General features: G+C 45.9%; 19 protein-coding genes, 18 tRNA genes and 2 rRNA genes. 1 reads left to right on the top strand and 38 read right to left on the bottom strand.

What is annotated here, in order from left to right:
• Positions 1-198: 198 nt before the first annotated feature.
• Entirely contained in the window at positions 199-2445 is a 2247-nt protein-coding gene (gene pbp1b / locus G5B60_RS00630; protein ID WP_241154541.1) for a penicillin-binding protein PBP1B, read from the bottom strand.
• Between the two features lie 153 nt (positions 2446-2598).
• Between pbp1b and tyrS the strand changes: the two genes are divergently transcribed.
• Positions 2599-3855 carry a tyrosine--tRNA ligase gene (gene tyrS, locus G5B60_RS00625; RefSeq protein WP_164682111.1) on the top strand — a complete coding sequence of 419 codons (1257 nt, stop codon included), beginning with the start codon at positions 2599-2601 and terminating at the stop codon, positions 3853-3855.
• Positions 3856-4071: 216 nt separating this feature from the next.
• Here tyrS and G5B60_RS00620 read toward each other — a convergent pair whose 3' ends face one another.
• The 37 genes from G5B60_RS00620 to G5B60_RS00440 all read right to left on the bottom strand — a co-directional run bounded on the left by G5B60_RS00620 (position 4072) and on the right by G5B60_RS00440 (position 26662).
• Complete coding sequence (locus G5B60_RS00620; RefSeq protein WP_241154458.1) at positions 4072-4413, bottom strand: DUF2200 domain-containing protein; 342 nt, start codon at positions 4411-4413, stop codon at positions 4072-4074.
• A gap of 340 nt (positions 4414-4753) precedes the next feature.
• A complete protein-coding gene (gene purH, locus G5B60_RS00615) occupies positions 4754-6301 on the bottom strand; it encodes a bifunctional phosphoribosylaminoimidazolecarboxamide formyltransferase/IMP cyclohydrolase (RefSeq protein ID WP_164682110.1) in 1548 nt (515 codons plus the stop codon).
• Between the two features lie 73 nt (positions 6302-6374).
• Positions 6375-6746, bottom strand: a complete 372-nt coding sequence (locus G5B60_RS00610) for a hypothetical protein (RefSeq protein ID WP_164682109.1) — start codon at positions 6744-6746, stop codon at positions 6375-6377.
• Positions 6747-6792: 46 nt separating this feature from the next.
• Positions 6793-6969: a hypothetical protein gene (locus tag G5B60_RS00605; protein ID WP_164682108.1), complete on the bottom strand. Its 177-nt coding sequence runs from the start codon at positions 6967-6969 to the stop codon at positions 6793-6795.
• 13 nt (positions 6970-6982) lie between these two features.
• The gene (locus tag G5B60_RS00600) at positions 6983-7360 is read right to left on the bottom strand and encodes a hypothetical protein (RefSeq protein ID WP_115268013.1); all 378 of its coding nucleotides are present in this window, start codon (positions 7358-7360) and stop codon (positions 6983-6985) included.
• Complete coding sequence (gene purN / locus G5B60_RS00595) at positions 7357-7917, bottom strand: phosphoribosylglycinamide formyltransferase (protein ID WP_164682107.1); 561 nt, start codon at positions 7915-7917, stop codon at positions 7357-7359. The genes G5B60_RS00600 and purN overlap by 4 nt, the downstream gene beginning before the upstream one ends.
• Positions 7914-8933, bottom strand: a complete 1020-nt coding sequence (gene purM, locus G5B60_RS00590) for a phosphoribosylformylglycinamidine cyclo-ligase (protein ID WP_164682106.1) — start codon at positions 8931-8933, stop codon at positions 7914-7916. Before purM ends, purN begins: the two co-directional genes overlap by 4 nt.
• Before the next feature lie 117 nt (positions 8934-9050).
• Positions 9051-10490 carry an amidophosphoribosyltransferase gene (purF, locus tag G5B60_RS00585; protein WP_164682105.1) on the bottom strand — a complete coding sequence of 480 codons (1440 nt, stop codon included), beginning with the start codon at positions 10488-10490 and terminating at the stop codon, positions 9051-9053.
• A 35-nt stretch (positions 10491-10525) separates the two neighbouring features.
• Positions 10526-14242, bottom strand: a complete 3717-nt coding sequence (locus G5B60_RS00580; protein ID WP_164682104.1) for a phosphoribosylformylglycinamidine synthase — start codon at positions 14240-14242, stop codon at positions 10526-10528.
• 1 nt (position 14243) lies between these two features.
• The gene (purC, locus tag G5B60_RS00575) at positions 14244-14957 is read right to left on the bottom strand and encodes a phosphoribosylaminoimidazolesuccinocarboxamide synthase (RefSeq protein WP_164682103.1); all 714 of its coding nucleotides are present in this window, start codon (positions 14955-14957) and stop codon (positions 14244-14246) included.
• A 181-nt stretch (positions 14958-15138) separates the two neighbouring features.
• A complete protein-coding gene (locus tag G5B60_RS00570) occupies positions 15139-15393 on the bottom strand; it encodes an acyl carrier protein (protein ID WP_164682102.1) in 255 nt (84 codons plus the stop codon).
• Positions 15394-15405: 12 nt separating this feature from the next.
• Positions 15406-16410: a phosphate acyltransferase PlsX gene (plsX, locus tag G5B60_RS00565; protein WP_164682101.1), complete on the bottom strand. Its 1005-nt coding sequence runs from the start codon at positions 16408-16410 to the stop codon at positions 15406-15408.
• 145 nt (positions 16411-16555) lie between these two features.
• On the bottom strand, positions 16556-17323 hold the full coding sequence (gene recO, locus G5B60_RS00560; protein WP_164682100.1) for a DNA repair protein RecO: 768 nt from the start codon (positions 17321-17323) through the stop codon (positions 16556-16558).
• Positions 17313-18488: a pyridoxal phosphate-dependent aminotransferase gene (locus G5B60_RS00555; RefSeq protein WP_164682099.1), complete on the bottom strand. Its 1176-nt coding sequence runs from the start codon at positions 18486-18488 to the stop codon at positions 17313-17315. The genes recO and G5B60_RS00555 overlap by 11 nt, the downstream gene beginning before the upstream one ends.
• A gap of 117 nt (positions 18489-18605) precedes the next feature.
• Entirely contained in the window at positions 18606-19577 is a 972-nt protein-coding gene (locus G5B60_RS00550; RefSeq protein WP_115271569.1) for a ribose-phosphate diphosphokinase, read from the bottom strand.
• Positions 19578-19685: 108 nt separating this feature from the next.
• Entirely contained in the window at positions 19686-21107 is a 1422-nt protein-coding gene (locus tag G5B60_RS00545; protein ID WP_164682098.1) for a CHAP domain-containing protein, read from the bottom strand.
• A gap of 121 nt (positions 21108-21228) precedes the next feature.
• Positions 21229-21726 carry a sigma-70 family RNA polymerase sigma factor gene (locus tag G5B60_RS00540; protein ID WP_164682097.1) on the bottom strand — a complete coding sequence of 166 codons (498 nt, stop codon included), beginning with the start codon at positions 21724-21726 and terminating at the stop codon, positions 21229-21231.
• A 190-nt stretch (positions 21727-21916) separates the two neighbouring features.
• Positions 21917-22004, bottom strand: a tRNA-Ser gene (locus G5B60_RS00535).
• A 2-nt stretch (positions 22005-22006) separates the two neighbouring features.
• A tRNA-Ile gene (locus tag G5B60_RS00530) sits at positions 22007-22080 on the bottom strand.
• 27 nt (positions 22081-22107) lie between these two features.
• Positions 22108-22178, bottom strand: a tRNA-Gly gene (locus tag G5B60_RS00525).
• 7 nt (positions 22179-22185) lie between these two features.
• Positions 22186-22258 (bottom strand) — tRNA-Phe (locus G5B60_RS00520).
• 7 nt (positions 22259-22265) lie between these two features.
• A tRNA-Met gene (locus G5B60_RS00515) sits at positions 22266-22339 on the bottom strand.
• Positions 22340-22348: 9 nt separating this feature from the next.
• Positions 22349-22438 (bottom strand) — tRNA-Ser (locus tag G5B60_RS00510).
• Positions 22439-22448: 10 nt separating this feature from the next.
• Positions 22449-22522, bottom strand: a tRNA-Ile gene (locus G5B60_RS00505).
• Between the two features lie 21 nt (positions 22523-22543).
• A tRNA-Met gene (locus G5B60_RS00500) sits at positions 22544-22617 on the bottom strand.
• A gap of 7 nt (positions 22618-22624) precedes the next feature.
• Positions 22625-22698, bottom strand: a tRNA-Pro gene (locus tag G5B60_RS00495).
• A 15-nt stretch (positions 22699-22713) separates the two neighbouring features.
• A tRNA-Arg gene (locus G5B60_RS00490) sits at positions 22714-22787 on the bottom strand.
• 11 nt (positions 22788-22798) lie between these two features.
• Positions 22799-22883 (bottom strand) — tRNA-Leu (locus G5B60_RS00485).
• A gap of 12 nt (positions 22884-22895) precedes the next feature.
• A tRNA-Gly gene (locus G5B60_RS00480) sits at positions 22896-22967 on the bottom strand.
• A 3-nt stretch (positions 22968-22970) separates the two neighbouring features.
• Positions 22971-23043, bottom strand: a tRNA-Thr gene (locus G5B60_RS00475).
• A 12-nt stretch (positions 23044-23055) separates the two neighbouring features.
• Positions 23056-23137: transfer RNA gene (locus tag G5B60_RS00470), tRNA-Leu, on the bottom strand.
• Between the two features lie 6 nt (positions 23138-23143).
• Positions 23144-23216 (bottom strand) — tRNA-Lys (locus tag G5B60_RS00465).
• Positions 23217-23225: 9 nt separating this feature from the next.
• Positions 23226-23298 (bottom strand) — tRNA-Asp (locus tag G5B60_RS00460).
• 6 nt (positions 23299-23304) lie between these two features.
• Positions 23305-23377 (bottom strand) — tRNA-Val (locus G5B60_RS00455).
• Between the two features lie 4 nt (positions 23378-23381).
• Positions 23382-23497: ribosomal RNA gene (gene rrf / locus G5B60_RS00450) — 5S ribosomal RNA — on the bottom strand.
• Between the two features lie 80 nt (positions 23498-23577).
• A 23S ribosomal RNA gene (locus tag G5B60_RS00445) occupies positions 23578-26475 on the bottom strand.
• A 114-nt stretch (positions 26476-26589) separates the two neighbouring features.
• Positions 26590-26662 (bottom strand) — tRNA-Ala (locus G5B60_RS00440).
• Between the last annotated feature and the right edge of the window lie 32 nt (positions 26663-26694).

Genomic DNA, 26694 nt, shown 5'->3' with positions numbered 1-26694 from the left:
GATAAAGAAATGTGAATTGTTAGAACCTTTAAATATAGGTTACACTTGTCTTTTTTACTAAAAATAGGCACAAAAAGAGCAGCTAAACCCGACTTAAAAGTTTGATTTAACTGCTGTAAGCCCTCTTGGACAATATTTCAAGAAAGCAGACGACAAATAATTTATACTATTATATCTTATTTCGTCAAAGATTGCAAGTTATTTTTTCAAAATACTTGCCCATGCTTTTTGGTAGTCACTGTCTGTACCACCGATAGCAAATTTATAAGTTGTTTTGCCTGGACCATTTTTTGCCCAGTAGCTCGTTGTCATGTCGCCTGTGACACTGACGTCCTTGCCGTCAACTGAGACCGTCGCAGGTAGTAAACCTGTTGATTTGAGGACATTTGCCTTAATCACGCTGGAATCAAGGGTGAACTTAGAGGTGCCAAAGACCGTGCTATCTGCTTGGTTGATGGCATTGACCAGATTTGCCATGTACTGCGAGTTCTTGGAGTAGCCAGTGGTGTTGGCAAGCGAGCTATTATCATCGTGACCAATCCAGCCACCCAAAGTCACGTTTGGTGTCGCTAGCATGAGCCAACCGTCTGAGTAGTTGTTGGTTGTCCCTGTTTTTCCGATCCAGTCGGCATTTGCTAGCCCTGCGTTTAGCGATTGCAAGTCTTTCTTGAAGGTCGTGGTCAAGCCTGACTCGATAGGACCTCGCAAGAGACTCTGCATGATGGTCGCTGTCGCTTTTGAGAAGACCTGTGTCGCCTTGGACTCGTGCTTGTAGATGACCTCGCCAGTGCTATCTGTGATGGAGTCAATCATGTATTTTTCCTGATAAGCACCGTTATTGGCTAACATCTGATAGAGGTTGGTCTGGTCGGCAACGGATACCTCAACCCCACCACCAAGTGGGAGACTCTCGATATTGTAGTTGTCAATGGTGTAATTCATCTTGTCCATGTAACCTTTGACATCAACGTTCTTACTTAGAAGCAGTTGATAAGTCCAGTAGGCTGGGATGTTCCAGGACTTGTTGAGCGCTTCTTGAAGATCCATCATACCTGTTCCTTCCTCGGTGTCGTGCATGATTTTCTGACCATTTGAGAAGGTGGTTGGATAGTTTGAGAGGATACTTGCACTTCCCATGAGCCCTTGGTCAATGGCGATACCGTAAGGAATAATCGGCTTGATACTTGATCCTGTAGAGCGCTTGGTGTCAAAGGCATGGTTGTTTTGGTTGGTGCTGTAATCATGCCCACCAATGAAGCCTAAGATAGCCCCTGTTTTATTGTCCATGAGGACATTTCCCATCTGAACGGTACCTGTACCGTCGTCAAGGAGGCTACCATACTGCGCAGCGGCATTTTGCATGGCAGTGTAGATGTTTTGGTTAATGGTGGTTTTAATAGTGTAGCCACCTTGTTGCAACTCTTCGAGTGCACGCTCTTGGTAGGCTTGCTTAGTGGCGTCGTTTTTCAAATCCTGCTCAGACACACCGTCACGCTTGATGAGGTAGTCATACATGACCTGCTGGGCTTCACTCATCACCGTGTAGTAGAGATAATCATGTGTATTTGCCTGCTGGGTTTCAGGAGCGATAAAGTCTTGCTTGATATCATAGGCCTTATAAGTTTCATACTCGCTCTTTGTCAGACTGCCTGTGCGGTACATGTTGTAGAGCACATCTTGCTGGCGATTGATACCATATTGAAGATTCTCGTCTGACTTGAGCTGAGCATTAGCGGTGTAAGGTGAGTAGACGATAGGACTTTGCGGAAGCCCTGCGATATAGGCTGCCTGTGGGATGGTAAGGTCCTTGGCACTCACTCCGAAAATCCCCTGTGCTGCTTCCTCGACACCTGCAATATTTTGCCCCTTGTTATTGCGCCCAAAAGGAGAGACATTGAGATAAGCCGTTAAAATCTCATCCTTACTCATGTAGCGCTCAAGCGCTAGCGCATAGATAATCTCACGCGACTTGCGTTTAAAGGAAGGGTCGTCTCCTAAGACCTGCTGTTTGAGCAGCTGCTGCGTGAGGGTCGAGCCACCACTCGACTCCCCAAGTCCCAATATAGACCCAACTGCCGCACGAAAAACAGCCTTTGGCACCACACCGTGGTGGGTCTCAAAGTTGTCATCCTCAGTCGCAATAATGGCTTTTTTGATATTATCTGAAATGGCACTGCTCTCAACAGGCGTACGCAGCAAATCCGAGTCAATATCTGAAATCAGCGCTTGATTGGAGTAGGTCATCTGTGACACCTGCGATACAGAAGTCACCTCCTTGACCAAGGTTGCCTTGTCAGGCACCTTGACACTATCAATCTGGCTGGCTAAATACCCCAGCGCCATACCACCACCTAGCATGCCCAAAAGCAGGATGATGATATAAGCAAAGTCAGACAATAACTTTAGGGTCCTTAGAAAAACAGCTCCGATCTCGCTAAAAGGCATAGGCTGATTGGTGTTTTTCGGACGTTTCTTTTGATTTCTTGGTTTTTTAAACATGAAAATACCTCAATTCCCATTATATCAAATTTAATAGGGCTTGCATATCCCAAAGAATTTTGATATAGTTGGCTTGATATACTAACATAGGAGAAGATTATGACCATTTTAGAAGAACTCAAAGAACGTGGGCTTGTCTTTCAGACAACGGATGAAAAAGCGCTCGAGGACGCTTTAGAAAACGGACAAGTCTCCTATTATACTGGTTATGACCCAACGGCTGATAGCTTGCACCTTGGGCATTTGGTTGCCATTTTGACGTCACGCCGCTTGCAGTTGGCTGGACACAAACCTTACGCCCTCGTGGGTGGTGCGACAGGACTCATCGGTGACCCATCCTTTAAAGACGCCGAGCGCAGCCTACAAACCAAGGAAACGGTTGACGGCTGGGTGACAAAAATCCAAGGACAACTCTCTCGCTTCCTTGATTTTGAAAATGGCGACAACAAGGCTGTCATGGTCAATAACTACGACTGGTTTAGCGACGTGAGCTTTATTGACTTCTTGCGTGATGTCGGCAAATACTTCACTGTCAACTACATGATGAGTAAAGAGTCCGTTAAAAAACGTATCGAGACAGGTATTTCTTATACCGAGTTCGCTTACCAAATCATGCAAGGCTACGACTTTTACGAGCTCAATGACAAGTACAATGTCACTCTTCAAATCGGAGGAAGTGACCAATGGGGCAACATGACAGCTGGTACAGAACTTCTTCGCCGTAAGGCAGACAAGACTGGTCACGTCATGACAGTGCCTCTCATCACAGACTCAACTGGTAAAAAGTTTGGTAAGTCTGAGGGCAACGCCGTCTGGCTTGACGCTAGCAAAACCAGCCCTTACGAAATGTACCAATTCTGGCTCAATGTCATGGATGAAGACGCTGTTCGCTTCTTGAAAATCTTTACCTTCCTCTCTCTTGAGGAAATCGAAGACATCCGTGTGCAGTTTGAGCAAGAGCCACACAAACGCCTAGCGCAAAAAACATTGGCTCGTGAGGTCGTGACTCTTGTCCACGGTGAAAAAGCCTACCAAGAAGCCCTCAACATCACAGAGCAACTCTTTGCCGGCAACATCAAAGGACTCTCTGTCGCAGAACTCAAGCAAGGACTCCGTGGCGTGCCAAACTACGCTGTCAAGGCTGAGGATAGTCTTAACATCGTTGACCTCCTTGTCACTGCTGGCGTGGTCAACTCTAAGCGCCAAGCCCGTGAGGACGTCCAAAACGGTGCTATCTACCTCAATGGTGAGCGTATCCAAGACACAGGCTACACCCTCACTGACGCCGACAAACTCGAGGGTGAGCTAACCGTTATCCGCCGTGGTAAGAAAAAATACTTTGTTCTGACTTATTAAGCGAAAATCACACTGATATCAGTGTGATTTTTCCTGTTGGTTTTTATAAAGCAAGGAGAGAGGGCACCGCAAAGCGATGCCCTCTCAGGAGATTTTGAAAAAGAAAAAGTTTTAGGATGGTTATAGTATAGCTAGACTTCCTTAAACGAAACTTAAAAAGAACTATATTTTTAGTTTATGTGATTGTTTGACATCTCTTTATTGTCACAATCACGTTTACACACGCTTTATCTTGTCCATAGCTTTCCCTTTTGCCAATTCGTCAACTAGCTTGTCCAGTTGGCGGATTTTTTTCATCAAAGGGTCTTTGACCTCCTGCACCTTTACCCCACAAATCACGCCTGTAATCAAGTCTCCTTTTGTGTTGTAAGCTGGTGCTTGCTCAAAAAAATCACGCATTGTGAGCTGACTACCACACATAAGGGCTATCTCCTCCTCACTGTAGCCTGTCAGCCAAGTTATCACTTCATCAAGCTCTTCTCTTGTGCGCTGTTTACGCTCCACTTTATTGACATAAGCCTCGTAAATACGGGCAAAGGTCATCTCAAAAACGTTCATAGACTTACCTCCTTGGATAGGATAACAAAAAAATATGATTACCTCAATAAATCAGATTTTCAAGTTTCATCTCAAGAACACACAAAAAATAAGGGCAAGCCAAGGCTTGTCCTTACTTAGGAGATTTTATGAAAAAGTTTTAGGATAGATATAGTATAGCTTGACAGGCTTAAAAAAATCTAAAAATACAGATTTTAGACAAATAGCAAAAAAAACACTCGACAGTATCGAGCGTTTGTAGGAGTTTATGAAAAAGAAAGTTTATTTTGGATTGACTATAGTATAGAGCGGCTAACTTAATCAAACCTAAAAAATTTCTTTAACAAAACTTAAAATCATTTTAATGTCTGAAATGTCTCACGCCAGTGAAAATCATGGTTAAACCATGCTTATCAGCTGCGTCAATAGATTCTTGGTCACGCACAGACCCACCTGGTTGGATGATAGCCTTGATACCGCTCGCTGCGATTTCTTCGATATTGTCCGCAAATGGGAAGAAAGCGTCAGAAGCTAGCGCTGCACCTTCTAGGCGGTCCTTGGCTTGGTCGATAGCAATCTTGACAGACGCCACACGGTTGGTCTGACCAGGACCTACGCCTAGCACCATACGGTCGTTGGTGATGATGATACCGTTTGACTTGACGTACTTGATCGACTTCCAAGCAAACTCAAGAGCTGTACGCTCTTGCTCTGTTGGCTGGCGCTTGGTCACTACTTGCCAGTCGGCTGGATTTTCAGCGATGACGTCTTGGTTTTGCACCAAAAGCCCGCCTACAACACCTGTGTATTCTGGCTCGATTTCGCTCTCAGCCTGCTTGTCAAATGGCAACTGCAAGATACGCAAGTTTTTCTTTTTATTGGTCAAAATAGTCAGTGCTTCGTCTGTGTAGCTTGGTGCGATGATGATTTCAAGGAAAATACTGTGCATCTTCTCAGCTGTCGCTGCGTCCACCTCACGGTTAAGCACAACAATCCCACCAAAGATAGAGACTGGGTCTGACTCATAAGCGTAGTCCCAAGCCGTCTCAATGTCATCTGCCTGACCGATACCGCATGGGTTCATGTGCTTGAGTGCTACAACCGTTGGCTTGTCCTTGAAGTCACGGATAATGCGGATAGCAGCGTCAGCGTCACGAATGTTGTTGAAGGACAACTCTTTTCCGTTCAACTGTTTAGCAGATGAGATGGCATAGTCTGTCGGCAGAGCTGACTGGTAGAAGTCAGCGTCCTGCTGAGGATTTTCCCCATAGCGCATAGGCTGTTTGAGGTCATAGGTGATGGTCAGCTTCTCAGGCTTTTCTTCACCCACTTGCTTGGTAAAGTAGTCCGCAATCAAAGCGTCATAAGCTGCTGTGTGGCGGAAGACTTTGGCTGCCAAGCGTTTGCGCGTCTCAAGCGTGGTTTCGCCTGCATTTTTCAACTCGTCCAAGACCACAGCGTAGTCAGCTGGGTCAACGACCACAGTCACGCTGGCATGGTTTTTAGCGGCTGAACGAAGCATTGAAGGACCGCCGATGTCGATATTTTCCACAGCGTCCGCATAGGTCACATCTGGCTTGAGAATGGTTTCCTTAAACGGATAGAGGTTAACCACCACCAGGTCAATGAGGTCAATCTCGTGGCTCTTAGCTGCGTCCAAGTGGCTGTCAAGGTCACGACGAGCTAGAAGCCCCCCGTGAATCTTTGGATGAAGGGTCTTGACACGACCGTCCATCATCTCTGGAAAACCCGTCACATCGTCAATAGCAATGGTCTCAACCCCTGCATTGTCAAGGGCAGTCTTAGTCCCACCAGTTGAGATAATATCCCAACCAAGCGCACGCAATTCCTGTGCAAATGCGATAATGCCAGCTTTATCTGACACACTAATCAGTGCTTTTTTTGTCATTTGGTTCTCCTTAAATTACTTTTATACTCTCAGATAGTAGAGAATGTCTAGTTTAATCAGCTAAACTGTCGTGCTATGTCAGTTCATATAAAAAGTAGCAGTCAATGTCCATACACTTTTTGATATAAACTTTATGTTTTTCTTGTAAGGGATAGTCTGGAAAATAGGCAACAAGTGAGCTGAGATAAATATAGTTAGGGTGTCTACGATAAGAAAAATCAGCTTGTCCGAATTTCCCTTGAAAGTGGTCATAGGTCAGTTGCATTTGTGCTGTTGTCTCACAGTCTAAGAACTCTTTCAAATCTGTCAATCTTGATTTATTCACATTGTCAATCATCGCCCTAGCTGTATTGATAACTAGCAACAACCAGTCTTCTAGACTATCAAGCTGATGGGGACGGCTAGATAATTTTTCTTTCAAAAGCTGATAATCATACGTTGTCATGATAGCTCCTGTATGTAATCTAATAATCTCTGTCTATAAGCGAGCTTTACTTAGTCTTTTCTCTTTTGTCCAGCCATTTGTCTATAGGGTAGGCGATAGCTGAGCCCAAAACACCAACCAAACAGCCAACCCAGATACTAGAAAGCTGTGGAGATAGAGCTGTCACGAGAAAAGCCACCAAGCCAAAACTCAGCATATAGATTAAAAGGTGCGAACTTTTCATCAATTTCTCCTATTTAGTTAACGAGGGAGAGCTCCTTGTAGATACGTTTTATCTGTAAAATAAACTTATCCGAATCTCTGCCCTGTGCTTGAATGTCTTTATGTGTTGCTGTTGACCATCGATAGATTTGCTCGATACTACCATAGGTTCTTTTGAACAATCTTGCATACTTGATACAGTTAGCCTTTGTCGCTGAATCGGACAAAATAATCTTCAATTCTTCGTCTGACCAAGGTTGTCGCAAATGGCTCGTATCAAAGTCTTCTGAGTGCTCTTTTTGGTATTGGATAAAACTATTTTCTATAAAATCTATTTTTTCGCTAAATGATAATCCTTCAACATCTAAATCATAAAGCTCAAACAATTGCTTTTTAAAAGCTGACTTCTTCATTCTTGATGTCTCTCCACACCCAAACTCTCCAAAACCTCTGGGTAAAGGCGGTATTCCATGGCATGGATACGCTCTTCAAAGCTGTCGATGGTGTCACCCTCTAAGCGTGGCACACGCTCTTGGCGAATGATTTGCCCGCTGTCAACGCCTGAGTCCACCCAGTGGATGGTCACGCCGCTCTCTGCCACACCTGCAGCCCAAGCGTCCTCAATGCCGTGCGCACCAGGAAATTCTGGCAAGTAGGCTGGATGGATGTTAATCATGCGCCCCTCGTATTTGGCAAGGAGGGTGCTTGCCACAATTTTCATGTAACCAGCCAGTACCACGAGGTCAATCTCGTGTTCTTCCAGCAAGTCCACGATGGCCGCTTCATAAGCGGCTTTGTTGTCAAACTCTTTGAGCTCAAAAGCGTAGCTAGGCACACCCAGCTTTTTGGCACGCTCAAGCACATAGGCGTCACGGTGGTCTGAAAAGACAAAGCTAACTAGAAACTGCTCAGCGATGACTTGGAAGTTAGAGCCATTACCCGAGGCAAATACTGCTATTTTCTTGGTCATTTGATGATTACACTCTTATCTTCTTTTTCCACGATACGTCCGACTTGGTAGACTTCTTCGTCTAGCAGACTCTTGACCTTGTCGACATTTTCAGGAGAAACCGCTAGAATCATACCCAGCCCCATATTGAAGATTTCAAACATTTCCTCGTGCTTAATCTCACCGTATTTTTCCAAGGCTTTGAAAATCGGAAGGACTGGAATCTTGTCCTCCTCAATTTCAGCAGCCAAATGGTCAGCAAACATACGAGGGACATTTTCCACGAAACCGCCACCTGTGATGTGGGCGATACCGTTGACCAGATTTTCCTTAATGAGTGGCAAAAGCGCTTTGACGTAGATACGGGTCGGCTCAAGCAAGACATCCTTGAGCGCTCTTCCTTCCAGATCAGGAAGAACAGCGTCACCGTCAAAGTCTGCAAAGACACGACGAACGAGTGAGTAGCCGTTTGAGTGGATACCGCTTGAAGCAAGTCCCAAGAGAACATCGCCAGCTTTGACCTTGCTGCCATCGATAATCTGGGATTTCTCTGCCACGCCGACCGCAAAACCAGCCAAGTCGTAGTCGTCCTCGCCGTACATACCAGGCATTTCAGCAGTCTCACCGCCGATAAGACCAGCGCCAGCCTCCACACAGCCGTCGGCAACGCCCTTGACCACTTGCTCCAGCTTAGCTGGTTCGTTCTTACCCGTTGCGATGTAGTCAAGGAAGTAAAGCGGCTCTGCACCTGCTGCGACGATGTCATTGACACACATAGCCACACAGTCCTGACCTATAGTATCGTGCTTATCGTACTGGATAGCCAGCATGAGCTTAGTGCCGACACCATCTGTCCCAGAGATGAGCACAGGCTCTTTGACATCAAGCGCTGTCAGGTCAAACATCCCACCAAAACCACCGAGTGCCCCCATGACACCCAGACGCTCGGTTTTTGCCACGTGCTTTTTGATACGCTCAACGACTTCATAGCCCGCTTCCACGTCAACGCCTGACTGGGCGTAAGCATTTTTAGACATAGTTTGTCTCCTTGTTTTTTTGTTTTTGGAAAATAGCAGAGCAGACTGTTCTACTATTTCAGTAAAGTTCGTTTACAGATAGTTTTAGAGTTGTCACAGCTTGTCAAGCTAGCTGCTCTAATAAAAACTCGTTTTTTCCTCTAAACTTTGCAGATAGCGTTCTTCGTAGTCATAGAGTGGTGTTGGGTAGTTGCCGTCAAAGTAAGCCACGCAAAGCCCACCATTTGGCGCATCTGTCTCTAAACCAACCGACTCAATCAAACCGTCAAGTGACAGGTAAGTCAGACTATCCGCTCCGATAATCTCGCAAATCTCATCCACACTGTGGTTTGCCGCAATCAACTCACGACGTGTCTGAATGTCAATGCCGTAGAAACATGGGTACTTGAGAGGTGGACTAGCAATTGCCACATGCACCTCAGACGCTCCCGCTTCACGCAAGAGCTGCACGATACGGCGGCTGGTCGTCCCTCGAACGATAGAGTCATCCACCATGACCACACGCTTGCCCTTGACGATACTTGACACGGCTGACAACTTCATGCGCACACCCTGCTCACGCAATTCTTGCGTTGGCTGGATAAAGGTACGCTGGGTGTATTGGTTTTTAATCAAGCCCATCTCGTTTGGCAGACCTGACTCTTCTGAAAAGCCAGAAGCTGCTGATAAAGAGGAGTTGGGCACACCAACGACGATATCCGCTTCGTGTTTAAATTCTTGAGCCAAACGGCGTCCTGTATTTTTACGAGCCGTATGGACATTGACACCGTTGATCACAGAGTCAGGGCGTGCAAAGTAGATGTACTCCATGGAGCAGATGGCAAGCTGGGTATCTGTCGTGTAGCTGTCGTAGTGGATACCATTGTCATCAATGACAACAATCTCACCCGGCTTAACATCACGCACCCACTCAGCACCAATCACCTCAAAAGCACAGGTTTCACTTGAGATGACCCAAGCGCCATTTTTCATCTTACCTACAGAAAGTGGTCTAAAGCCATTTGGGTCAAGCGCTGCGATAATCTTGTCCTCTAACATCAAGAGATAAGCAAAGCCGCCCTTGACAGTGTTGAGCGCTTCCTTGACACGTCCCATAAACTCTGGGTGATGGCTACGGCGAATCAAATGCGCCAAAATCTCTGTGTCCGATGAACTTGAGAAAATCGCCCCTTGGCTCTCTAGTGCTTTCTTGAGACTTTCTGTATTGGTCAGATTGCCATTGTGCGCTAAGCCAAACTGGGTATCTGAAAATTTAAAGTGAAAAGGTTGGATATTGTCAATAGAAGCCTCACCTGCTGTGGCATAACGCACATGCCCAATAGCGGCTTGTCCTGTTAACTTTTCCAAGTCGCTTGGATTGTGAAAGACCTCTGACACAAGCCCCGTATCACGGTGACGTAGTAGTTTACCGTTGTCATTGGAGAGGATACCTGCCCCCTCCTGACCTCGGTGCTGAAGACTGTGGAGACCAAAGTAGGTCACTTGGGCAGCTTGAGGGTGCCCCCAAATGCCAAAGATACCACATTCTTCATTTAAAGATTTTACTTCGTATGTCATATTTAGGTTACCTTATTTTATGATGGTCGATAGGCTTATTTGCCAGTGAAATACTTGACCGCACTTTCAAAGAGGTGTTGGTCTTTATTGCCTGGGATATTTTGGAAGAGCCCTTCCTCCCAGCGCTCAGAGTGTCCCATCTTACCGATGATTTGCCCATTTTTGCTGGTGATACCTTCGATAGCGTGGTAAGAACCGTTTGGATTGTAGCGGCTGTCCATGCTTGGTTTGCCGTCAAAGTCAACGTATTGGCTCCAGATTTGACCATTGTCACGCAGCTCAGCAAACTCCTCATCTGTCACGACAAATTTCCCTTCACCGTGTGAAACTGGAATGGCGTGCACGTCCCCTACAGAAACGCCTGCAAGCCAAGGAGAGTTGGTGTTTGCGATACGTGTTTCTACCATTTTAGCCACGTGCTGGTTGGCATCGTTGTAGAAAAGGGTTGGGCTCGTTTCGCTTGAGCTCTCAAAGTTTCCGTATGGCAAGAGACCAGACTTGACAAGCGCTTGGAAACCATTACAGATACCGATAATCAAGCCACCTCGTGCGATAAAGGCGTCAATAGCTGTGCGCACTTGCGCATTCTTGAGGATATTGACGATGAATTTAGCTGATCCATCTGGCTCATCCGCTGCTGAGAAACCTCCGGCAAAGAAGAGAATGTTAGCTTCTTCGATATTTGCCACCATGTCAGCGATAGATTTTTCAATATCCAGTGTCGCAAATGGCACAATCTTGGTTCTAGCACCCGCTGCTTCAAAGGCTTTGGCTGAGTCGTACTCTGAGTTTGTTCCAGGGAAGGCTGGCAAGTAAACGAGTGGTTTTTCAACGCTGGCTTGTGCTGCTTTGACAAAGTCTGTCTCAAGCGCTGGCACATCAACTAGCTTGTCAGATTGAGCAAAGGTCGTTGGATAAACTTCCTCCAGTGTACCTTCAAAGGCTGAGAGAAGCTCAGCGCCAGAAATAGCCACACCGTTGACCTCTAGGCTAAAGTCCGCTGTCGTTATTCCAATCTTCTCAACGCCTGCAATTTCTTCTGGTGAGGTAAAGACGAAACCACCAAGCTGCGCTCTTAAGCTGCTAGCAAGGTCAGAGAGTGTCACTTGAGCACCGATACGGTTACCAAAGCTCATAAGGGCTAGGCTTTCTGCCACACCGCCGTATTTGACCGCTGACGCTGCTGTAATCTTGTGCTGTGCTTGAAGAGCAGAGAATTGTTCAAAGTTTTTCTTGATAGCCGCAAAGTCGATGTCCTCAGACAAGTGACTTCCTGCGATATAGTAGATATTTTCACCAGCATTTTTGAACTCTGGTGAGAGGATACGGCTAGCTGTGGATGTTGTCACACCAAAAGCGACCAAAGTTGGTGGTACAGTCAATTCCTCAAAAGTACCACTCATAGAGTCCTTACCGCCGATAGAAGGCAAGCCAAGCTGGATTTGGGCTTCGATAGAGCCTAGAAGAGCTGACACTGGCTGGCCAAAACGCTCTGCCTGCTTGTCCATACGCTCAAAGTACTCTTGATAAGAGAAGCGTGCCTTGTCCCAGTCACTACCTGTTGCCACCAAGCGTGCGGTTGCTTCAATCACCGCATAGGCAGCACCGTGATAAGGTGACCAAGCCGCCACATAAGGCTGATAGCCCTGCGCCATGACAGAAACTGTCTCTGTCACACCATGCTCTACTGGCAATTTCTGAACAGAGCTTTCGGTCGGTGTGATTTGGTAACGTCCACCGATAGGATGGTTGACCGTTGAGCGACCAACAGACGAGTCAAAGATAGTCTGCAAACCTTTTTGACTAGCATGGTTGAGGTCAGAAAGCACTGCTTTCAAATCTGTCTCAAGGTGTGCTTCATCCGTCGTCACTTGACCTGGAAGCTCGTCTGTGCTGTCAACGACCTTAGCGTCCACCTCGACACGCACACCGTTGGTATCAAGGAAGCTGCGCTCGATGTCCACAATAGTCTGACCGTTCCAAGTCATGACCAGATTAGCTTTTTCAGTCACGACCGCAACGGCAACTGCTTCGATATTTTCCTCCGCTGCAAGAGCGATAAAGGTATCTACGTCCTCTTTACGCACGACAACAGACATACGCTCTTGACTTTCAGAGATGGCGATTTCAGTACCGTTGAGTCCAGCATACTTGAGTGGAACCTTGTTGAGGTCAATCTCAAGACCGTCTGCTAGCTCACCAATCGCCACACAGACACCACCTGCACCAAAGTCGTTGGCCTTCTTGATGAGGGTTGTCACTTCTGGTTTACGGAAAAGACGTTGAATCTTACGCTCTTCGATGGCGTTTCCTTTTTGCACTTCAGCACCCGCAGTCTCAACAGACTTGACGGTCTGCACTTTAGACGAACCTGTCGCACCACCGATACCATCACGTCCAGTCTTGCCACCAAGTAGGATAATGACATCGCCCGCTTCTGGCTTTTCACGTTTGACATTTGATTTTGGTGCAGCACCGACAACAGCGCCTAGCTCCATGCGTTTCGCTACAAAGCCTGGATGGAAATACTCACGCACATAGGTCGTCGCAAGACCGATTTGATTGCCGTAAGAAGAGTAGCCGTGCGCAGCTGTTTTTGAGATAGTCTGCTGTGGCAATTTTCCAGCACGAGTGGCTGAGAGTGGTTGAGTAATATCGCCCGCACCAGAGATACGCATGGCTTGATAAACGTAAGAACGTCCTGATAATGGGTCACGAATAGCACCACCAATACAGGTCGCAGCCCCACCAAAAGGCTCGATTTCTGTTGGGTGATTGTGGGTTTCGTTCTTAAACATGAGAAGCCAAGGCTCTTTGACACCGTCAACGTCCACTTCGATTTCAACCGAGCAAGCGTTAATCTCATCAGACACTTCCATGTCATCAAGGCGTCCATTAGCACGCTCATAGCGTCCAAAGATAGTCGCCATGTCCATAAGCGTTTGTGGCTTTTCAGAGCGCCCTAGCTCATCACGCATAGCGATATACTTGTCATAAGTCGCCTGCAATTGCTTTTCAAACTTAGACGCTGAAAAATCAATAGTTTTCAAAGCTGTCTCAAAGGTCGTGTGACGGCAGTGGTCACTCCAGTAAGTGTCTAGCACACGTAGCTCAGTCTCTGTAGGCACACGCCCAATAGACTTGAAATAGTCTTGAATGTAGAGCAAATCCGCCACTTCCATAGCGAGGTTTTTCTCTGCTTTGTAGGCAACAAAATCCGCTTCTGTGTAAGTCTCAAAGACATCAAGACTTGGAATTTCTGTTTGAGACACTGAAAATTCCTCAAAAGCAAGTGGCAAGGTCATGTCCTTGAAACGAGAGTCTACAGGGTTGAGCAGATATTTTTTAATCGCTTCAAGCTCCTCCTGTGGCAGGTCTTTATTGACCAGATAAAGGCGGCTAGCACACACAGTGACACCGTCTTTTGCACCAAGCAGGTAGAGCGCTTCTGTCGCTGACGCTGCACGTTGGTCAAATTGACCAGGCAAAGCCTCGATAGCAAAGAAAGCATAGCTAGAGAGTGCTTCGTCAACCTCTGCTTGTGACAAGAGTCTGTCTGTCACCGTCTCAGAAAAGATATGCGCTTCTGCCTTTTCAAACAGCGCTTCCTCTAAGCCAAACACCTCATACACTTCCACCAAGCGCACATCACTCAAGCCTTTTAGCTGCAAATTGTGCGTCAATTCTTTTTTGAGCGCCTCAGCCTTAATCCCAAAGTCCGCTTTTTTCTCAACAAAAATACGTTTATCCATTTTATTTACCTACTGTACTCTGCAATTTTTCAAGAACCACTTCATAAACAGAAGTCAACTCACCAAGGTCACGACGAAAGACATCCTTGTCCATGTGATTGCCATCCTTGTCCCACAGACGGCAGTTGTCTGGTGAAAACTCATCCGCTAGGATAATCTTGCCATCCTTATCCTTCCCAAACTCTAACTTGTAGTCGATAAGCGTCAGGTCAACGTCAGCAAAAATCGCCTGCAAGAGCGCATTGATACGGCGGCATTCCGCCTTGAGGTAAGCAATCTCCTCATCTGTTGCAATTTTTAGGAATTTGACATGCTCATCATTGATGAAAGGATCATCAAGGTCATCGTTTTTGTAGTAGAACTCAACGATAGCCTCTTCCAGCTTAATCCCTTCTTCCACGCCAAAACGCTTTGAAAAAGACCCAGCCGTGTAATTACGCAAAACCACTTCAAGCGGAATAATCTCTACTTTTTTATTGAGCTGCTCCGTGTCTGAAAGCTTTTTGATGAAGTGTGTCGCCACACCCTCTTTATTCAAACGCTCAAAAATAAGCGATGAAATCTGATTGTTGAGGCGTCCCTTGCCCGCTACAGTTTCTTTTCTAGCCCCATTTAGCATGGTTGCTTGGTCTTTGTAAACTGAAACAATCTCATTTGCATCACTTGTTGCGTAGATGTCCTTTGCTTTACCGGTATAAATCAAATCCGTCTTCATGATGTTATTCGCCTTTCGCTCTTTTCTAAAGATAATTTTACCACAAAGAAAAATAGAACTCAACATTTTACGGATTTTTAAAGATAATATAAAGTTAATGTTCGGGTTTTATATTGTAAACGCTTGCTTTTGAATGAGAAGTTAGGTAAGAAAACCACAAAAAACTAAGCATCTACGATGCTTAGTTTTCATTTTTATGTAGTCGTGTATCGAGATAATCGAGCATTTCACCCATAGAGGTCATATCGTCCACGTCCTCATCTGGGATGTCGAGCTGAAACTCATCTTCTAGATTGATGATGAACTCCATGAGAGCGATGGAGTCTACACCAAGCTCATCCTGCAGGCGTGTCTCCTCAGTCACTTCAAGGTCCGTCACATGCATCTGCTCTTTTATCATGGCGACGATTCTCCCAAAAATCTCAGCTCTTGTCATCTCATAACTCCTTTAATCCTCTTTTTCCACCTTGGTAAAGGCAGCTACGGACTGGTCGACCACCTTTGTCTCAAGCATAGTGCGCACTTGCTTGATAGTGCTGTAAACAGCAGTCGCATCACTAGAGCCGTGGCATTTGACAACAGGCGCCTTGAGTCCAAAGAGAACTGCCCCACCTGCATCTGAGTAATCCATGATACCCTTGAGATTGTAAAGCGTTGGTTTGAGAAGCAGGGCTCCCATCTTAGCTCTAGCACCGCCTGATTGGATACTTGATTTCAAAGCAGAGAGAATGCTAAGCCCTGTACCTTCCATGGTTTTCAAAACAGCATTTCCCGTGAAGCCATCGGTCACGACAACATCTGCGACACCTTCCATCAAATCACGCGCTTCAACATTTCCGATAAAGTTCAGACTGGTATCAGCAGCAAGCAATTCATAGGCTTCCTTGTGAACAGGGTCACCCTTGGTCGCTTCTGTTCCGTTGTTTAAAAGCCCGACACGGGGGTTGTTAATCTTGCGGACATTTTGAGCGTAAAAGGACCCTAAAATGGCAAATTGGTGCAGGTGGTGGGCTGAATTTTCTGCATTGGCACCAAGGTCCAGCATATCATAACCCTTACCATCTAGTGTTGGCATGGTAGACAGCAGACCTGGACGGTCCACTCCCTTGATACGCCCAACAACAAATAGCCCAGCAGCAAGCAGCGCTCCTGTATTTCCTGCGGAAATCACTGCATCCGCCTTTTTCTCTCTAACAGCCTGCGCCCCAAGCACCATTGACGCTTTTTTCTTGTGACGAACCGCTTTTGCAGGCTCATCATCCGAGTTGATTTTCTCATCCGTGTGGATAATCATCACGCGCTCAGTCGCGGTCAAATAGGACTTGATTTTCGCCTCATCACCATACAATTGGATGGCAATATCTGAAAAATCTGCTAAGGCTTGATTCACCCCTTCTACTATGGCTTTAGGAGCGTTGTCGCCTCCCATAGCATCCACAGCAATTGTTTTCATGATTAGTCACCTCAAGTTTAAAATAGAATAGTACCATTATATCACGATTTCACGCTTTTTGATAGATGTTACAAAGTTAACAGTAAGATTATGATAATTTTTAATCTTATAAAAATAATGGAAACTCAAAAAAGATTAGGACAGCCTAATCTTTTTCAGATTTCATGATGTCGCCCCAGGACGCTAGGCTATCAATGAATTTCTTACTCTTTAAGTGAATACCGACATAGTCCTCGTAGATACTATCTAAAAATTGCCTGATTTTTGCTTTCATCTCAGGCTTTAGCGAGATGGTCTTGAGGTCATCAATCGCCACCTGCTGAAAACGATCAAGCAAATAAAGCACATTGGGGTCGACATGACTGCGATAGTCATCCTTGTCATAGTGCTCTGGGCAGAGAACGCCTGAAAAGCGGTGCGAAAAGTCAAAGGGCAAGCCCGTCCTGTGACAGAAACAGCAATTATGAAAATTCAGCGATACACCAAAGCGCTCTAAAATCTGCACCTCAAAGATATTGGTCAAAATCTCATAATCCAGCCCTTCCTCCATGAGGTCAAGCACTTTCTGTAAAAAAGCAAATAAGTTGGCATCCGCCACATTGTCCTCAATAGCAGCATCTGCTAAAGCCAATATATAGCTGGCATAAGATAGCCTAAACAAATCCGCTGTTATCTTATCATAGCGCTGCACCTTTTTATAGTCAATGATATAAGAGAGCCCATTATCATTGATACGCAGGATAAAGTCCGCCATCATCAGCGGCTGAATGACAGGCTGAAGAGGAGACTTGCTTGCATGTTTCACGAAAAACATTCGCTTGCCACTGGTTTCTGTGAAGATTTTCACCAGCTTATCATCCTCACGGTAATCACGGTTAAAGAGAATCAGTCCTTTTGTTTCTCTAACGTCCATAAGTTGCTAGAAACTGCTCCAAGCGCTCCATGGCAGCGCTAATCGTCTCCATACTTGCTGCATAGGACAGACGCACGTAGCCCTCACCGTATTTACCAAAGGCAATCCCTGGAATGATAGCCACCGCTTGTTGCCTTGCAAAATCTTGACAAAAACGGAAGGAATCCTGATTATAGCCCTCTGGGATTTTAGCAAAGATATAAAAGGCACCTGTTGGCTTGATAATCTCAAAACCAAGCGCTGTCATCTTGTCAATGATGTAGTCACGACGTTTGATGTATTCCACGCACATCGGCAGGGCATCGTCTTTCCCTTCTGTCAAGGCTTCTACCGCTGCAAATTGCGAGATTGTGCTGGCTGCTGTCACCAGATACTGGTGGCTCTTGATAAGCTCGGCACACAAAGCCGCTTTGGCAAAGATAAAGCCAAGGCGCCAGCCGGTCATAGCGTGTGATTTTGATAAACCATTGATGAGGATGGTCTGCTCTGGCAGATACTCTGCGATAGACACGTGTCCTTCCTCGGTGTAGCTCAACTCCGAGTAAACCTCATCACTCACGACAAAGACAGGATATTTCTTCAAAACATCCGCAAACGCCTTGATTTGCTCTCTGCTATAGGTCACGCCAGTTGGATTGGTTGGGTAATTAAGTAAAACTGCCTTGAGCTTATCGCCTTGCGCCAAGATAGCTTCCTCCAGCATCTCAGGCGTTAGGATAAAGTTATTAGCTCGTGTGTCAATCTCGACAATTTCAGCTCCAACGAGATTAGCGATAGGCTCATAGCCAGGATAAGCAGGTGCTGGCAAGAGAACTGTATCACCTGGCTCTAAAATGGCTGTTAGTGTCGCTGACAAGGCTTCTGTCGCACCGATAGTCACCAAGATTTCATTGTCAGGATGATAATCAAGATTATACTTTTCCTTGACAAACTGGCTGGCTGCTTGGCGCAACTCCAAAAGCCCACTCATACCTGTATAGTGTGATTGGTTATCATCAATTGCCGTCTTGGCAGCCTCCTTGATATGTTCTGGCGTTGTAAAATCAGGCTCCCCCAAAGTCAATTTCAAAATCCCAGGCACATCCGAGATAGACTGGTCAAACTGACGAATCAAAGACACCTCAATCTTCTCTAAATTCTTATTAAAACGGTGTAAAAGCTCCATAATCACCCTCCTAGACTTTTTTCTTATTATACTAGAATTTTGCACAGATTGCACCCTAAAATGACTTATCCACATGTGGATAAGAGAAAAAGACTGGGTCTTCCCAGCCTTCAGCTATTAACAAATACGTTGTGACATCTCAAAGAGAGGTGACAACGGACGTTTTTCGTGAATGCGAATAATCGCCTCACCAATCAATTCTGCAATTGAAATTTGCTCAATCTTGTCAATCAAGCGCTCCTCTGGAAGAAAAATGGTATCTAAAACAACCAATTTCTCAATCGCTGATTTTTCAATATTGTCAAGCGCTGGACCTGAGAGAACAGGGTGGGTACATGAAGCATAAACAGCCGTTGCTCCAGCCTCTGCCAAAGCATCCGCCGCATGGCAAATAGTCCCCGCTGTATCAATCATATCATCAATCAAGATACATTTCTTACCCTTGACGTTACCGATGATGTGCATAACCTCACTGGTATTCATCTTAGTCACACTACGACGTTTATCGATAATGGCAATCGGTGTTTTGAGATATTGTGCCAATTTACGAGCACGTGTCACACCACCGTGGTCAGGACTCACCACCACGACATCATCACCAACCAAGCCATTGCGATCAAAATACTCAGCAATAAGAGGTGCCCCCATCAAATGATCGACAGGAATATCGAAAAATCCTTGGATTTGTGCTGCGTGGAGATCAACCGTCAACAAACGATCAACGCCTGCAACCTCCAGCATATTGGCTACAAGTTTAGATGTGATAGGCTCACGTGAGCGCGCTTTACGGTCTTGACGAGCATAGCCGTAATATGGCATTACTACACTAACAGTCTCTGCGCTAGCTCGTTTCAAAGCGTCCACCATAATCAAAATTTCCATCAAATTGTCATTAACAGGCGAGCTTGTTGACTGCAGGATAAAGACATGATGCCCACGGATAGATTCCTCAATGTTTACTTGAATTTCACCATCAGAAAATTGACGCACACTTGACTTCCCTAAAGGAATGCCGATGATATCCGCAACCTTTTGTGCCAACTCCTGATTGGACGAGAGCGCAAACAACTTCAAATTAGAATAAGACATGATTTCCTCCAAAGATTTTCTCCTATATCATTGTAACGTTTTTTGGATAAATTTTCAATCTTATTGGAAAAGAGCTCGAAGAAATCTTCGAACTCTCGTTTATCTATCTTATTGGTAGATGTAGTAAACCGCACTTCCGCTCCAAGTGTTAGTTGGATCAAATGTTCCACGGTAGTTACCGATACTCATGTTACCATTGTAGTTTGATTCCATAACTTGGATAGATGTAGAGCTGTTAACAGCAGTTACGTATGCAACGTGACCGTAACCACCACCATCGCTAGGCCACACAGCAACCGCACCAACTGCTGGAGTTGTTCCTACAGAGTGACCTGCTGCTTGCGCACTTGCAATCCAATCACGGGCGTTACCCCAGTTGTTACCAACCCATGATGCCATTGATTTAACACCCCAAGTACATTGACCAACTGGGTAAGTGTTAGCTGATGAAGTGCTGGTTGATACTGTGCTTACTGTAGCTGTTGAAGTTGCTGTGCTTGTTGAAGCAGCTGGTTGAGCTGCTGTAGAAGCAGATTGTGTAGTCGTTGCTACAGTTTGTGTTTGTGTAACTGTTTCAGATTGAACTGTTGCTACTGATTGGCTTTGAACTTCAGATGTAGCTACTGTTGATTGTACTGGAGCTGTAGACTCGCTGACAACTTCACTTGTAGCCACTTCAGTACTTGCGGTTTCAGATGTTGCAACAGACTCAGAAGTAGCTGCTGTAGCAGATTGTTGTGCAGCAATTTCTTCTTGAGCTTGAGATTGAGCATTAGCCTCAGCCTCTGCTTGCGCTTTAGCTTCTGCTTCAGCTTGAGCCTTAGCAGCAGCTTCTGCTTCTGCAGCTTGACGTGCAGCTTCTTCAGCAGCAGCTTTTTGTGTTTGAAGTTCAGCTTTTTCGTTTTGAGCAGTTGTCAATTGAGCAGACAATTCAAGCTGTGCTACTTCAAGTTGTGCTTGTTGTGTTGCTAAGCTATTTTTGTTTTCTTCAATAGCTGCTTTGTTAGCTGTTACTGTGTTGATAGCTTCTTGGTTTTCAGCTTGTTTAGACTCAAGAGCAGCTTTATCGCTTTCTTGTTGTTCCAAAAGTTTTTCATTAGCAGAAACCACTTTATTGATAGCAACAAGACGTGTGATTGCTTCAGAAACAGATTTAGAGTTCAAGATAGAACCAAGGTAGCTTGAAACACCACTTTGTTTTTGAGCATTACGAGCTTGCTTTTTAATCGCTTCGTTACGTGCAACAATCTTTGTTGATAGCTCTTGAATTTCACCACTCAACTGTTGTGAAACAGCTTCTAAACGAGTGTTTTCATTTTCAAGCTCTGTTTGTTGCGCTTGCAAAGTACTTACTTGACTTTGAATAGCAGAAACTTTACTTTGAGCAGCTGCTTGCTCACTTGTTAGGTTGTTGATAACTGCATCTTTAGCAGCAATTTGCGAATCGTAATCATCCGCATTAGCATTTACAGTAGCAGTACCAAGTGTCACACCACTTACAAGTACTGCAGATAGAATTCTTTTTTTCATGTTAATACAATAACTCCTTTTTCTATAAGACATATTTATTTTACCAAAAAAACACCTGTTATATGTTACGTCTTAATTACAATTTCATTTGATTTAGAGAAAATCAAGCTTTTGCTATCCATCAGCCCAAGACATGCTGGCTAAATTCTTGAAAATTAACTCGCAACTCTTTGATAAATTTTGCCTTTCCGCTAAAACGTTGACCTGCAATCACTTTTGACAACTTATCTTTACCGTCTTGCGATAAACTCTTTTCCACTCTTTCCAAAAGCTCTTTATATGCCACATAATCATCCAAACCTAGCCCTCTATCCTTGATAGAATGACCAAATTCACTCACCTCTTCATAAGGCATCTTGTCAAAACGACGTTTTTGACTTTCCTGTTTTCGTATAACATCCTTTAAATGACTCGAAAATTTGGTTTTAAAATAACGATAAAACGTCAACTGATCATCTACTAAATCAGGATTGTCCTGCAATAAACGATATAAAATCACTCTTCCTTCTTGCAACCAGTCATCCCTATCCCATAATTTAATATAGTAAGTTCTTTGCAACTTAAAAACAATAGGTTTCACTGAAATAAATAAACTCTCGAAATGTACTGAATTTTCCATAAGATATTCTCCTTTAGCAATGTTGTTATTATTATAATAAAGGAGATAAAAAAACAACATGACAAAAATGTCATGTTCAAAAATCAAAAATAGTGATTCAAAGTTTTTTCATTCTGATTCTAGCTGTTACATCTTACTCATCACAAAAAAAGGAGCAAAGCTCCTCTTTCTATTATTATTGCACAGACGACGGAGAATGGGGGATTCGAACCCCCGCGCCAGTTACCCGACCTAACGATTTAGCAAACCGTCCTCTTCAGCCTCTTGAGTAATTCTCCAATGGGCACAAGTGGACTCGAACCACCGACCTCACGCTTATCAGGCGTGCGCTCTAACCAGCTGAGCTATGCGCCCAGATTATAGAAATCTGGAATTCTATAAAGCGGGTGACGAGAATCGAACTCGCGACAACAGCTTGGAAGGCTGTAGTTTTACCACTAAACTACACCCGCATAAAAATGGCGCGAGACGGACTCGAACCGCCGACACATGGAGCTTCAATCCATTGCTCTACCAACTGAGCTACCGAGCCAACTTTATTGCGGGAGCAGGATTTGAACCTACGACCTTCGGGTTATGAGCCCGACGAGCTACCTAGCTGCTCCATCCCGCGATAATCTTAAGGAGGATGTGGGATTCGAACCCACGCACGCTTTTACACGCCTGACGGTTTTCAAGACCGTTCCCTTCAGCCAGACTTGGGTAATCCTCCAAGAAAAACATGGACCTTGTAGGACTCGAACCTACGACCGCTCGGTTATGAGCCGAGTGCTCTAACCAGTTGAGCTAAAGGTCCAAAGTCATCCATAAATAGCAATAGCGGCGAAGGGGATCGAACCCCCGACCTCCCGGGTATGAACCGGACGCTCTAGCCAGCTGAGCTACACCGCCATCTAAATCGGGAAGACAGGATTCGAACCTGCGACACCTTGGTCCCAAACCAAGTACTCTACCAAGCTGAGCTACTTCCCGTATTCACATTTTCTATGCACCCTAGAGGATTCGAACCTCTAACCGCCTGATTCGTAGTCAGGTACTCTATCCAGTTGAGCCAAGGGTGCTCATTAGTATATGCCGAGGACCGGAATCGAACCGGTACGATGTTAACCATCGCAGGATTTTAAGTCCTGTGCGTCTGCCAGTTCCGCCACCCCGGCCTCTTAAGCTAAAGCGAACGACGGGGTTCGAACCCGCGACCCCCACCTTGGCAAGGTGATGTTCTACCACTGAACTACGTTCGCAAATGCCGGCTACATGACTTGAACACGCGACCCTCTGATTACAAATCAGATGCTCTACCAACTGAGCTAAGCCGGCTACTCTTTCTAATGCGGGTGAAGGGACTTGAACCCCCACGCCGTTAAGCGCCAGATCCTAAATCTGGTGCGTCTGCCAATTCCGCCACACCCGCATATCATGACCCGTACTGGGCTCGAACCAGTGACCCTCTGATTAAAAGTCAGATGCTCTACCAACTGAGCTAACGAGTCTTTTCTCTACGGTCCCGACGGGAATCGAACCCGCGATCTTCGCCGTGACAGGGCGACGTGATAACCGCTACACCACGGGACCTACTTATGGGAGTTAACGGGATCGAACCGCTGACCCTCTGCTTGTAAGGCAGATGCTCTCCCAGCTGAGCTAAACTCCCTATAGCCAAGCGACTACCATATCTAACAGGGGGCAACCCCCAACTACATCAGGCGTTCTAGGGCTTAACTACTGTGTTCGGCATGGGAACAGGTGTATCTCCTAGGCTATCGTCACTTAACTATTGAATAGATCTCTTGTCTACTCAAAATTGAATAACTATCTAAACAAGTTAACCTTACGCTACTTCTTTATGACTCTTTGGATAAGTCCTCGAGCTATTAGTATTAGTCCGCTACATGTGTCACCACACTTACACTCCTAACCTATCTACCTGATCATCTCTCAGGGCTCTTACTGATATAAAATCATGGGAAATCTCATCTTGAGGTGGGCTTCACACTTAGATGCTTTCAGCGTTTATCCCTTCCCTACATAGCTACCCAGCGATGCCCTTGGCAGGACAACTGGTACACCAGCGGTAAGTCCACTCTGGTCCTCTCGTACTAGGAGCAGATCCTCTCAAATTTCCTACGCCCGCGACGGATAGGGACCGAACTGTCTCACGACGTTCTGAACCCAGCTCGCGTGCCGCTTTAATGGGCGAACAGCCCAACCCTTGGGACCGACTACAGCCCCAGGATGCGACGAGCCGACATCGAGGTGCCAAACCTCCCCGTCGATGTGAACTCTTGGGGGAGATAAGCCTGTTATCCCCAGGGTAGCTTTTATCCGTTGAGCGATGGCCCTTCCATACGGAACCACCGGATCACTAAGCCCGACTTTCGTCCCTGCTCGAGTTGTAGCTCTCGCAGTCAAGCTCCCTTATACCTTTACACTCTGCGAATGATTTCCAACCATTCTGAGGGAACCTTTGGGCGCCTCCGTTACCTTTTAGGAGGCGACCGCCCCAGTCAAACTGCCCGTCAGACACTGTCTCCGATAGGGATAACCTATCTAGGTTAGAGTAGCCATAACACAAGGGTAGTATCCCAACAACGCCTCCATTGAGACTGGCGTCCCAATTTCATAGGCTCCTACCTATCCTGTACATGTGGTACAGATACTCAATATCAAACTGCAGTAAAGCTCCATGGGGTCTTTCCGTCCTGTCGCGGGTAACCTGCATCTTCACAGGTACTAAAATTTCACCGAGTCTCTCGTTGAGACAGTGCCCAAATCATTACGCCTTTCGTGCGGGTCGGAACTTACCCGACAAGGAATTTCGCTACCTTAGGACCGTTATAGTTACGGCCGCCGTTTACTGGGGCTTCAATTCAGATCTTCGCTAAAAGCTAAACCCTCCTCTTAACCTTCCAGCACCGGGCAGGCGTCACCCCCTATACATCATCTTACGATTTAGCAGAGAGCTGTGTTTTTGATAAACAGTTGCTTGGGCCTATTCACTGCGGCTGACTTAAAGCCAGCGCCCCTTCTCCCGAAGTTACGGGGCCATTTTGCCGAGTTCCTTAACGAGAGTTCTCTCGCTCACCTGAGGCTACTCGCCTCGACTACCTGTGTCGGTTTGCGGTACGGGTAGTGTATGATTAACGCTAGAAGCTTTTCTTGGCAGTGTGACATCACTCACTTCGCTACTAAACTTCGCTCCCCATCACAGCTTGGTGTTATAGATATAAGCATTTGACTCATATCACACCTCACTGCTTAGCCCAGCACTTCCAATCGCTGGGACAAGTTAGCCTACTGCGTCCCTCCATCACTTCATACACTAGTACAGGAATATCAACCTGTTGGCCATCGGATACACCTTTCGGTCTCTCCTTAGGTCCCGACTAACCCAGGGCGGACGAGCCTTCCCCTGGAAACCTTAGTCTTACGGTGGATGGGATTCTCACCCATCTTTCGCTACTCATACCGGCATTCTCACTTCTATGCGTTCCAGCGCTCCTCACGGTACACCTTCAACACACATAGAACGCTCTCCTACCATCCCCTAAGGGATCCACAGCTTCGGTAAATTGTTTTAGCCCCGGTACATTTTCGGCGCAGGGTCACTCGACTAGTGAGCTATTACGCACTCTTTGAATGAATAGCTGCTTCTAAGCTAACATCCTAGTTGTCTGTGCAACCCCACATCCTTTTCCACTTAACAATTATTTTGGGACCTTAGCTGGTGGTCTGGGCTGTTTCCCTTTCGACTACGGATCTTAGCACTCGCAGTCTGACTGCCGATTATATCTCATTGGCATTCGGAGTTTATCTGAGATTGGTAATCCGGGATGGACCCCTCACCCAAACAGTGCTCTACCTCCAAGAGACTTAACATCGACGCTAGCCCTAAAGCTATTTCGGAGAGAACCAGCTATCTCCAAGTTCGTTTGGAATTTCTCCGCTACCCACAAGTCATCCAAGCACTTTTCAACGTGCCCTGGTTCGGGCCTCCAGTGAGTTTTACCTCACCTTCACCCTGCTCATGGGTAGGTCACATGGTTTCGGGTCTACGACATGATACTAAGTCGCCCTATTAAGACTCGGTTTCCCTACGGCTCCGTCTCTTCAACTTAACCTCGCATCATATCGTAACTCGCCGGTTCATTCTACAAAAGGCACGCTCTCACCCATTAACGGGCTCGAACTTGTTGTAGGCACACGGTTTCAGGTTCTATTTCACTCCCCTTCCGGGGTACTTTTCACCTTTCCCTCACGGTACTGGTTCACTATCGGTCACTAGAGAGTATTTAGGGTTAGGAGATGGTCCTCCCAGATTCCGACGGGATTTCTCGTGTCCCGCCGTACTCAGGATACTGCTAGGTATAATCACTATTTCGACTACGAGGCTTTTACTCTCTTTGGCTCATCTTTCCAGATGACTCGTCTATAATCATTAAGTCCACATTGCAGTCCTACAACCCCAAAGAGTAAACTCTTTGGTTTGCCCTCTTACCGTTTCGCTCGCCGCTACTAAGGCAATCGCTTTTGCTTTCTCTTCCTGCAGCTACTTAGATGTTTCAGTTCACTGCGTCTTCCCTCCTACACCTTAACAGTGTAGGATACTAACCATTAGTTAGTGGGTTCCCCCATTCGGACATCCCTGGATCAGCGCTTACTTACAGCTCCCCAAAGCATTTCGTCGTTAGTCACGTCCTTCATCGGCTTCTAGTGCCAAGGCATCCACCGTGCGCCCTTATTAACTTAACCTTATTTGGTCTATTGACCTTAAACTCATTAAATCACAGCGTTTCGGTTTATTTTCTTGTTGCTATTTGATAGTTATTCAATTTTCAATGGACAATCTAGAATCTTACGATTCTATGGAGCCTAGCGGGATCGAACCGCTGACCTCCTGCGTGCAAAGCAGGCGCTCTCCCAGCTGAGCTAAGGCCCCACAAGACCTCTCAAAACTAAACAAGACAATGT

Origin of the sequence: Streptococcus hyointestinalis (assembly GCF_011039275.1) — a bacterium.
In the GTDB taxonomy this organism is placed as follows: domain Bacteria; phylum Bacillota; class Bacilli; order Lactobacillales; family Streptococcaceae; genus Streptococcus; species Streptococcus hyointestinalis_A.
Note: the sequence above shows the minus strand (reverse complement) of the source record. Positions and strands in the feature narration are given on the sequence as shown.

Bases quoted from the DNA above. Each gene is read 5' to 3' on its own strand.
- pbp1b (WP_241154541.1), bottom strand. From the start codon at position 2,445: ATGCCTTTTAGCGAGATCGGAGCTGTTTTTCTAAGGACCCTAAAGTTA.
- tyrS (WP_164682111.1), top strand. From the start codon at position 2,599: ATGACCATTTTAGAAGAACTCAAAGAACGTGGGCTTGTCTTTCAGACA.
- G5B60_RS00620 (WP_241154458.1), bottom strand. From the start codon at position 4,413: ATGAACGTTTTTGAGATGACCTTTGCCCGTATTTACGAGGCTTATGTC.
- purH (WP_164682110.1), bottom strand. From the start codon at position 6,301: ATGACAAAAAAAGCACTGATTAGTGTGTCAGATAAAGCTGGCATTATC.
- G5B60_RS00610 (WP_164682109.1), bottom strand. From the start codon at position 6,746: ATGACAACGTATGATTATCAGCTTTTGAAAGAAAAATTATCTAGCCGT.
- G5B60_RS00605 (WP_164682108.1), bottom strand. From the start codon at position 6,969: ATGAAAAGTTCGCACCTTTTAATCTATATGCTGAGTTTTGGCTTGGTG.
- G5B60_RS00600 (WP_115268013.1), bottom strand. From the start codon at position 7,360: ATGAAGAAGTCAGCTTTTAAAAAGCAATTGTTTGAGCTTTATGATTTA.
- purN (WP_164682107.1), bottom strand. From the start codon at position 7,917: ATGACCAAGAAAATAGCAGTATTTGCCTCGGGTAATGGCTCTAACTTC.
- purM (WP_164682106.1), bottom strand. From the start codon at position 8,933: ATGTCTAAAAATGCTTACGCCCAGTCAGGCGTTGACGTGGAAGCGGGC.
- purF (WP_164682105.1), bottom strand. From the start codon at position 10,490: ATGACATACGAAGTAAAATCTTTAAATGAAGAATGTGGTATCTTTGGC.
- G5B60_RS00580 (WP_164682104.1), bottom strand. From the start codon at position 14,242: ATGGATAAACGTATTTTTGTTGAGAAAAAAGCGGACTTTGGGATTAAG.
- purC (WP_164682103.1), bottom strand. From the start codon at position 14,957: ATGAAGACGGATTTGATTTATACCGGTAAAGCAAAGGACATCTACGCA.
- G5B60_RS00570 (WP_164682102.1), bottom strand. From the start codon at position 15,393: ATGACAAGAGCTGAGATTTTTGGGAGAATCGTCGCCATGATAAAAGAG.
- plsX (WP_164682101.1), bottom strand. From the start codon at position 16,410: ATGAAAACAATTGCTGTGGATGCTATGGGAGGCGACAACGCTCCTAAA.
- recO (WP_164682100.1), bottom strand. From the start codon at position 17,323: ATGGACGTTAGAGAAACAAAAGGACTGATTCTCTTTAACCGTGATTAC.
- G5B60_RS00555 (WP_164682099.1), bottom strand. From the start codon at position 18,488: ATGGAGCTTTTACACCGTTTTAATAAGAATTTAGAGAAGATTGAGGTG.
- G5B60_RS00550 (WP_115271569.1), bottom strand. From the start codon at position 19,577: ATGTCTTATTCTAATTTGAAGTTGTTTGCGCTCTCGTCCAATCAGGAG.
- G5B60_RS00545 (WP_164682098.1), bottom strand. From the start codon at position 21,107: ATGAAAAAAAGAATTCTATCTGCAGTACTTGTAAGTGGTGTGACACTT.
- G5B60_RS00540 (WP_164682097.1), bottom strand. From the start codon at position 21,726: ATGGAAAATTCAGTACATTTCGAGAGTTTATTTATTTCAGTGAAACCT.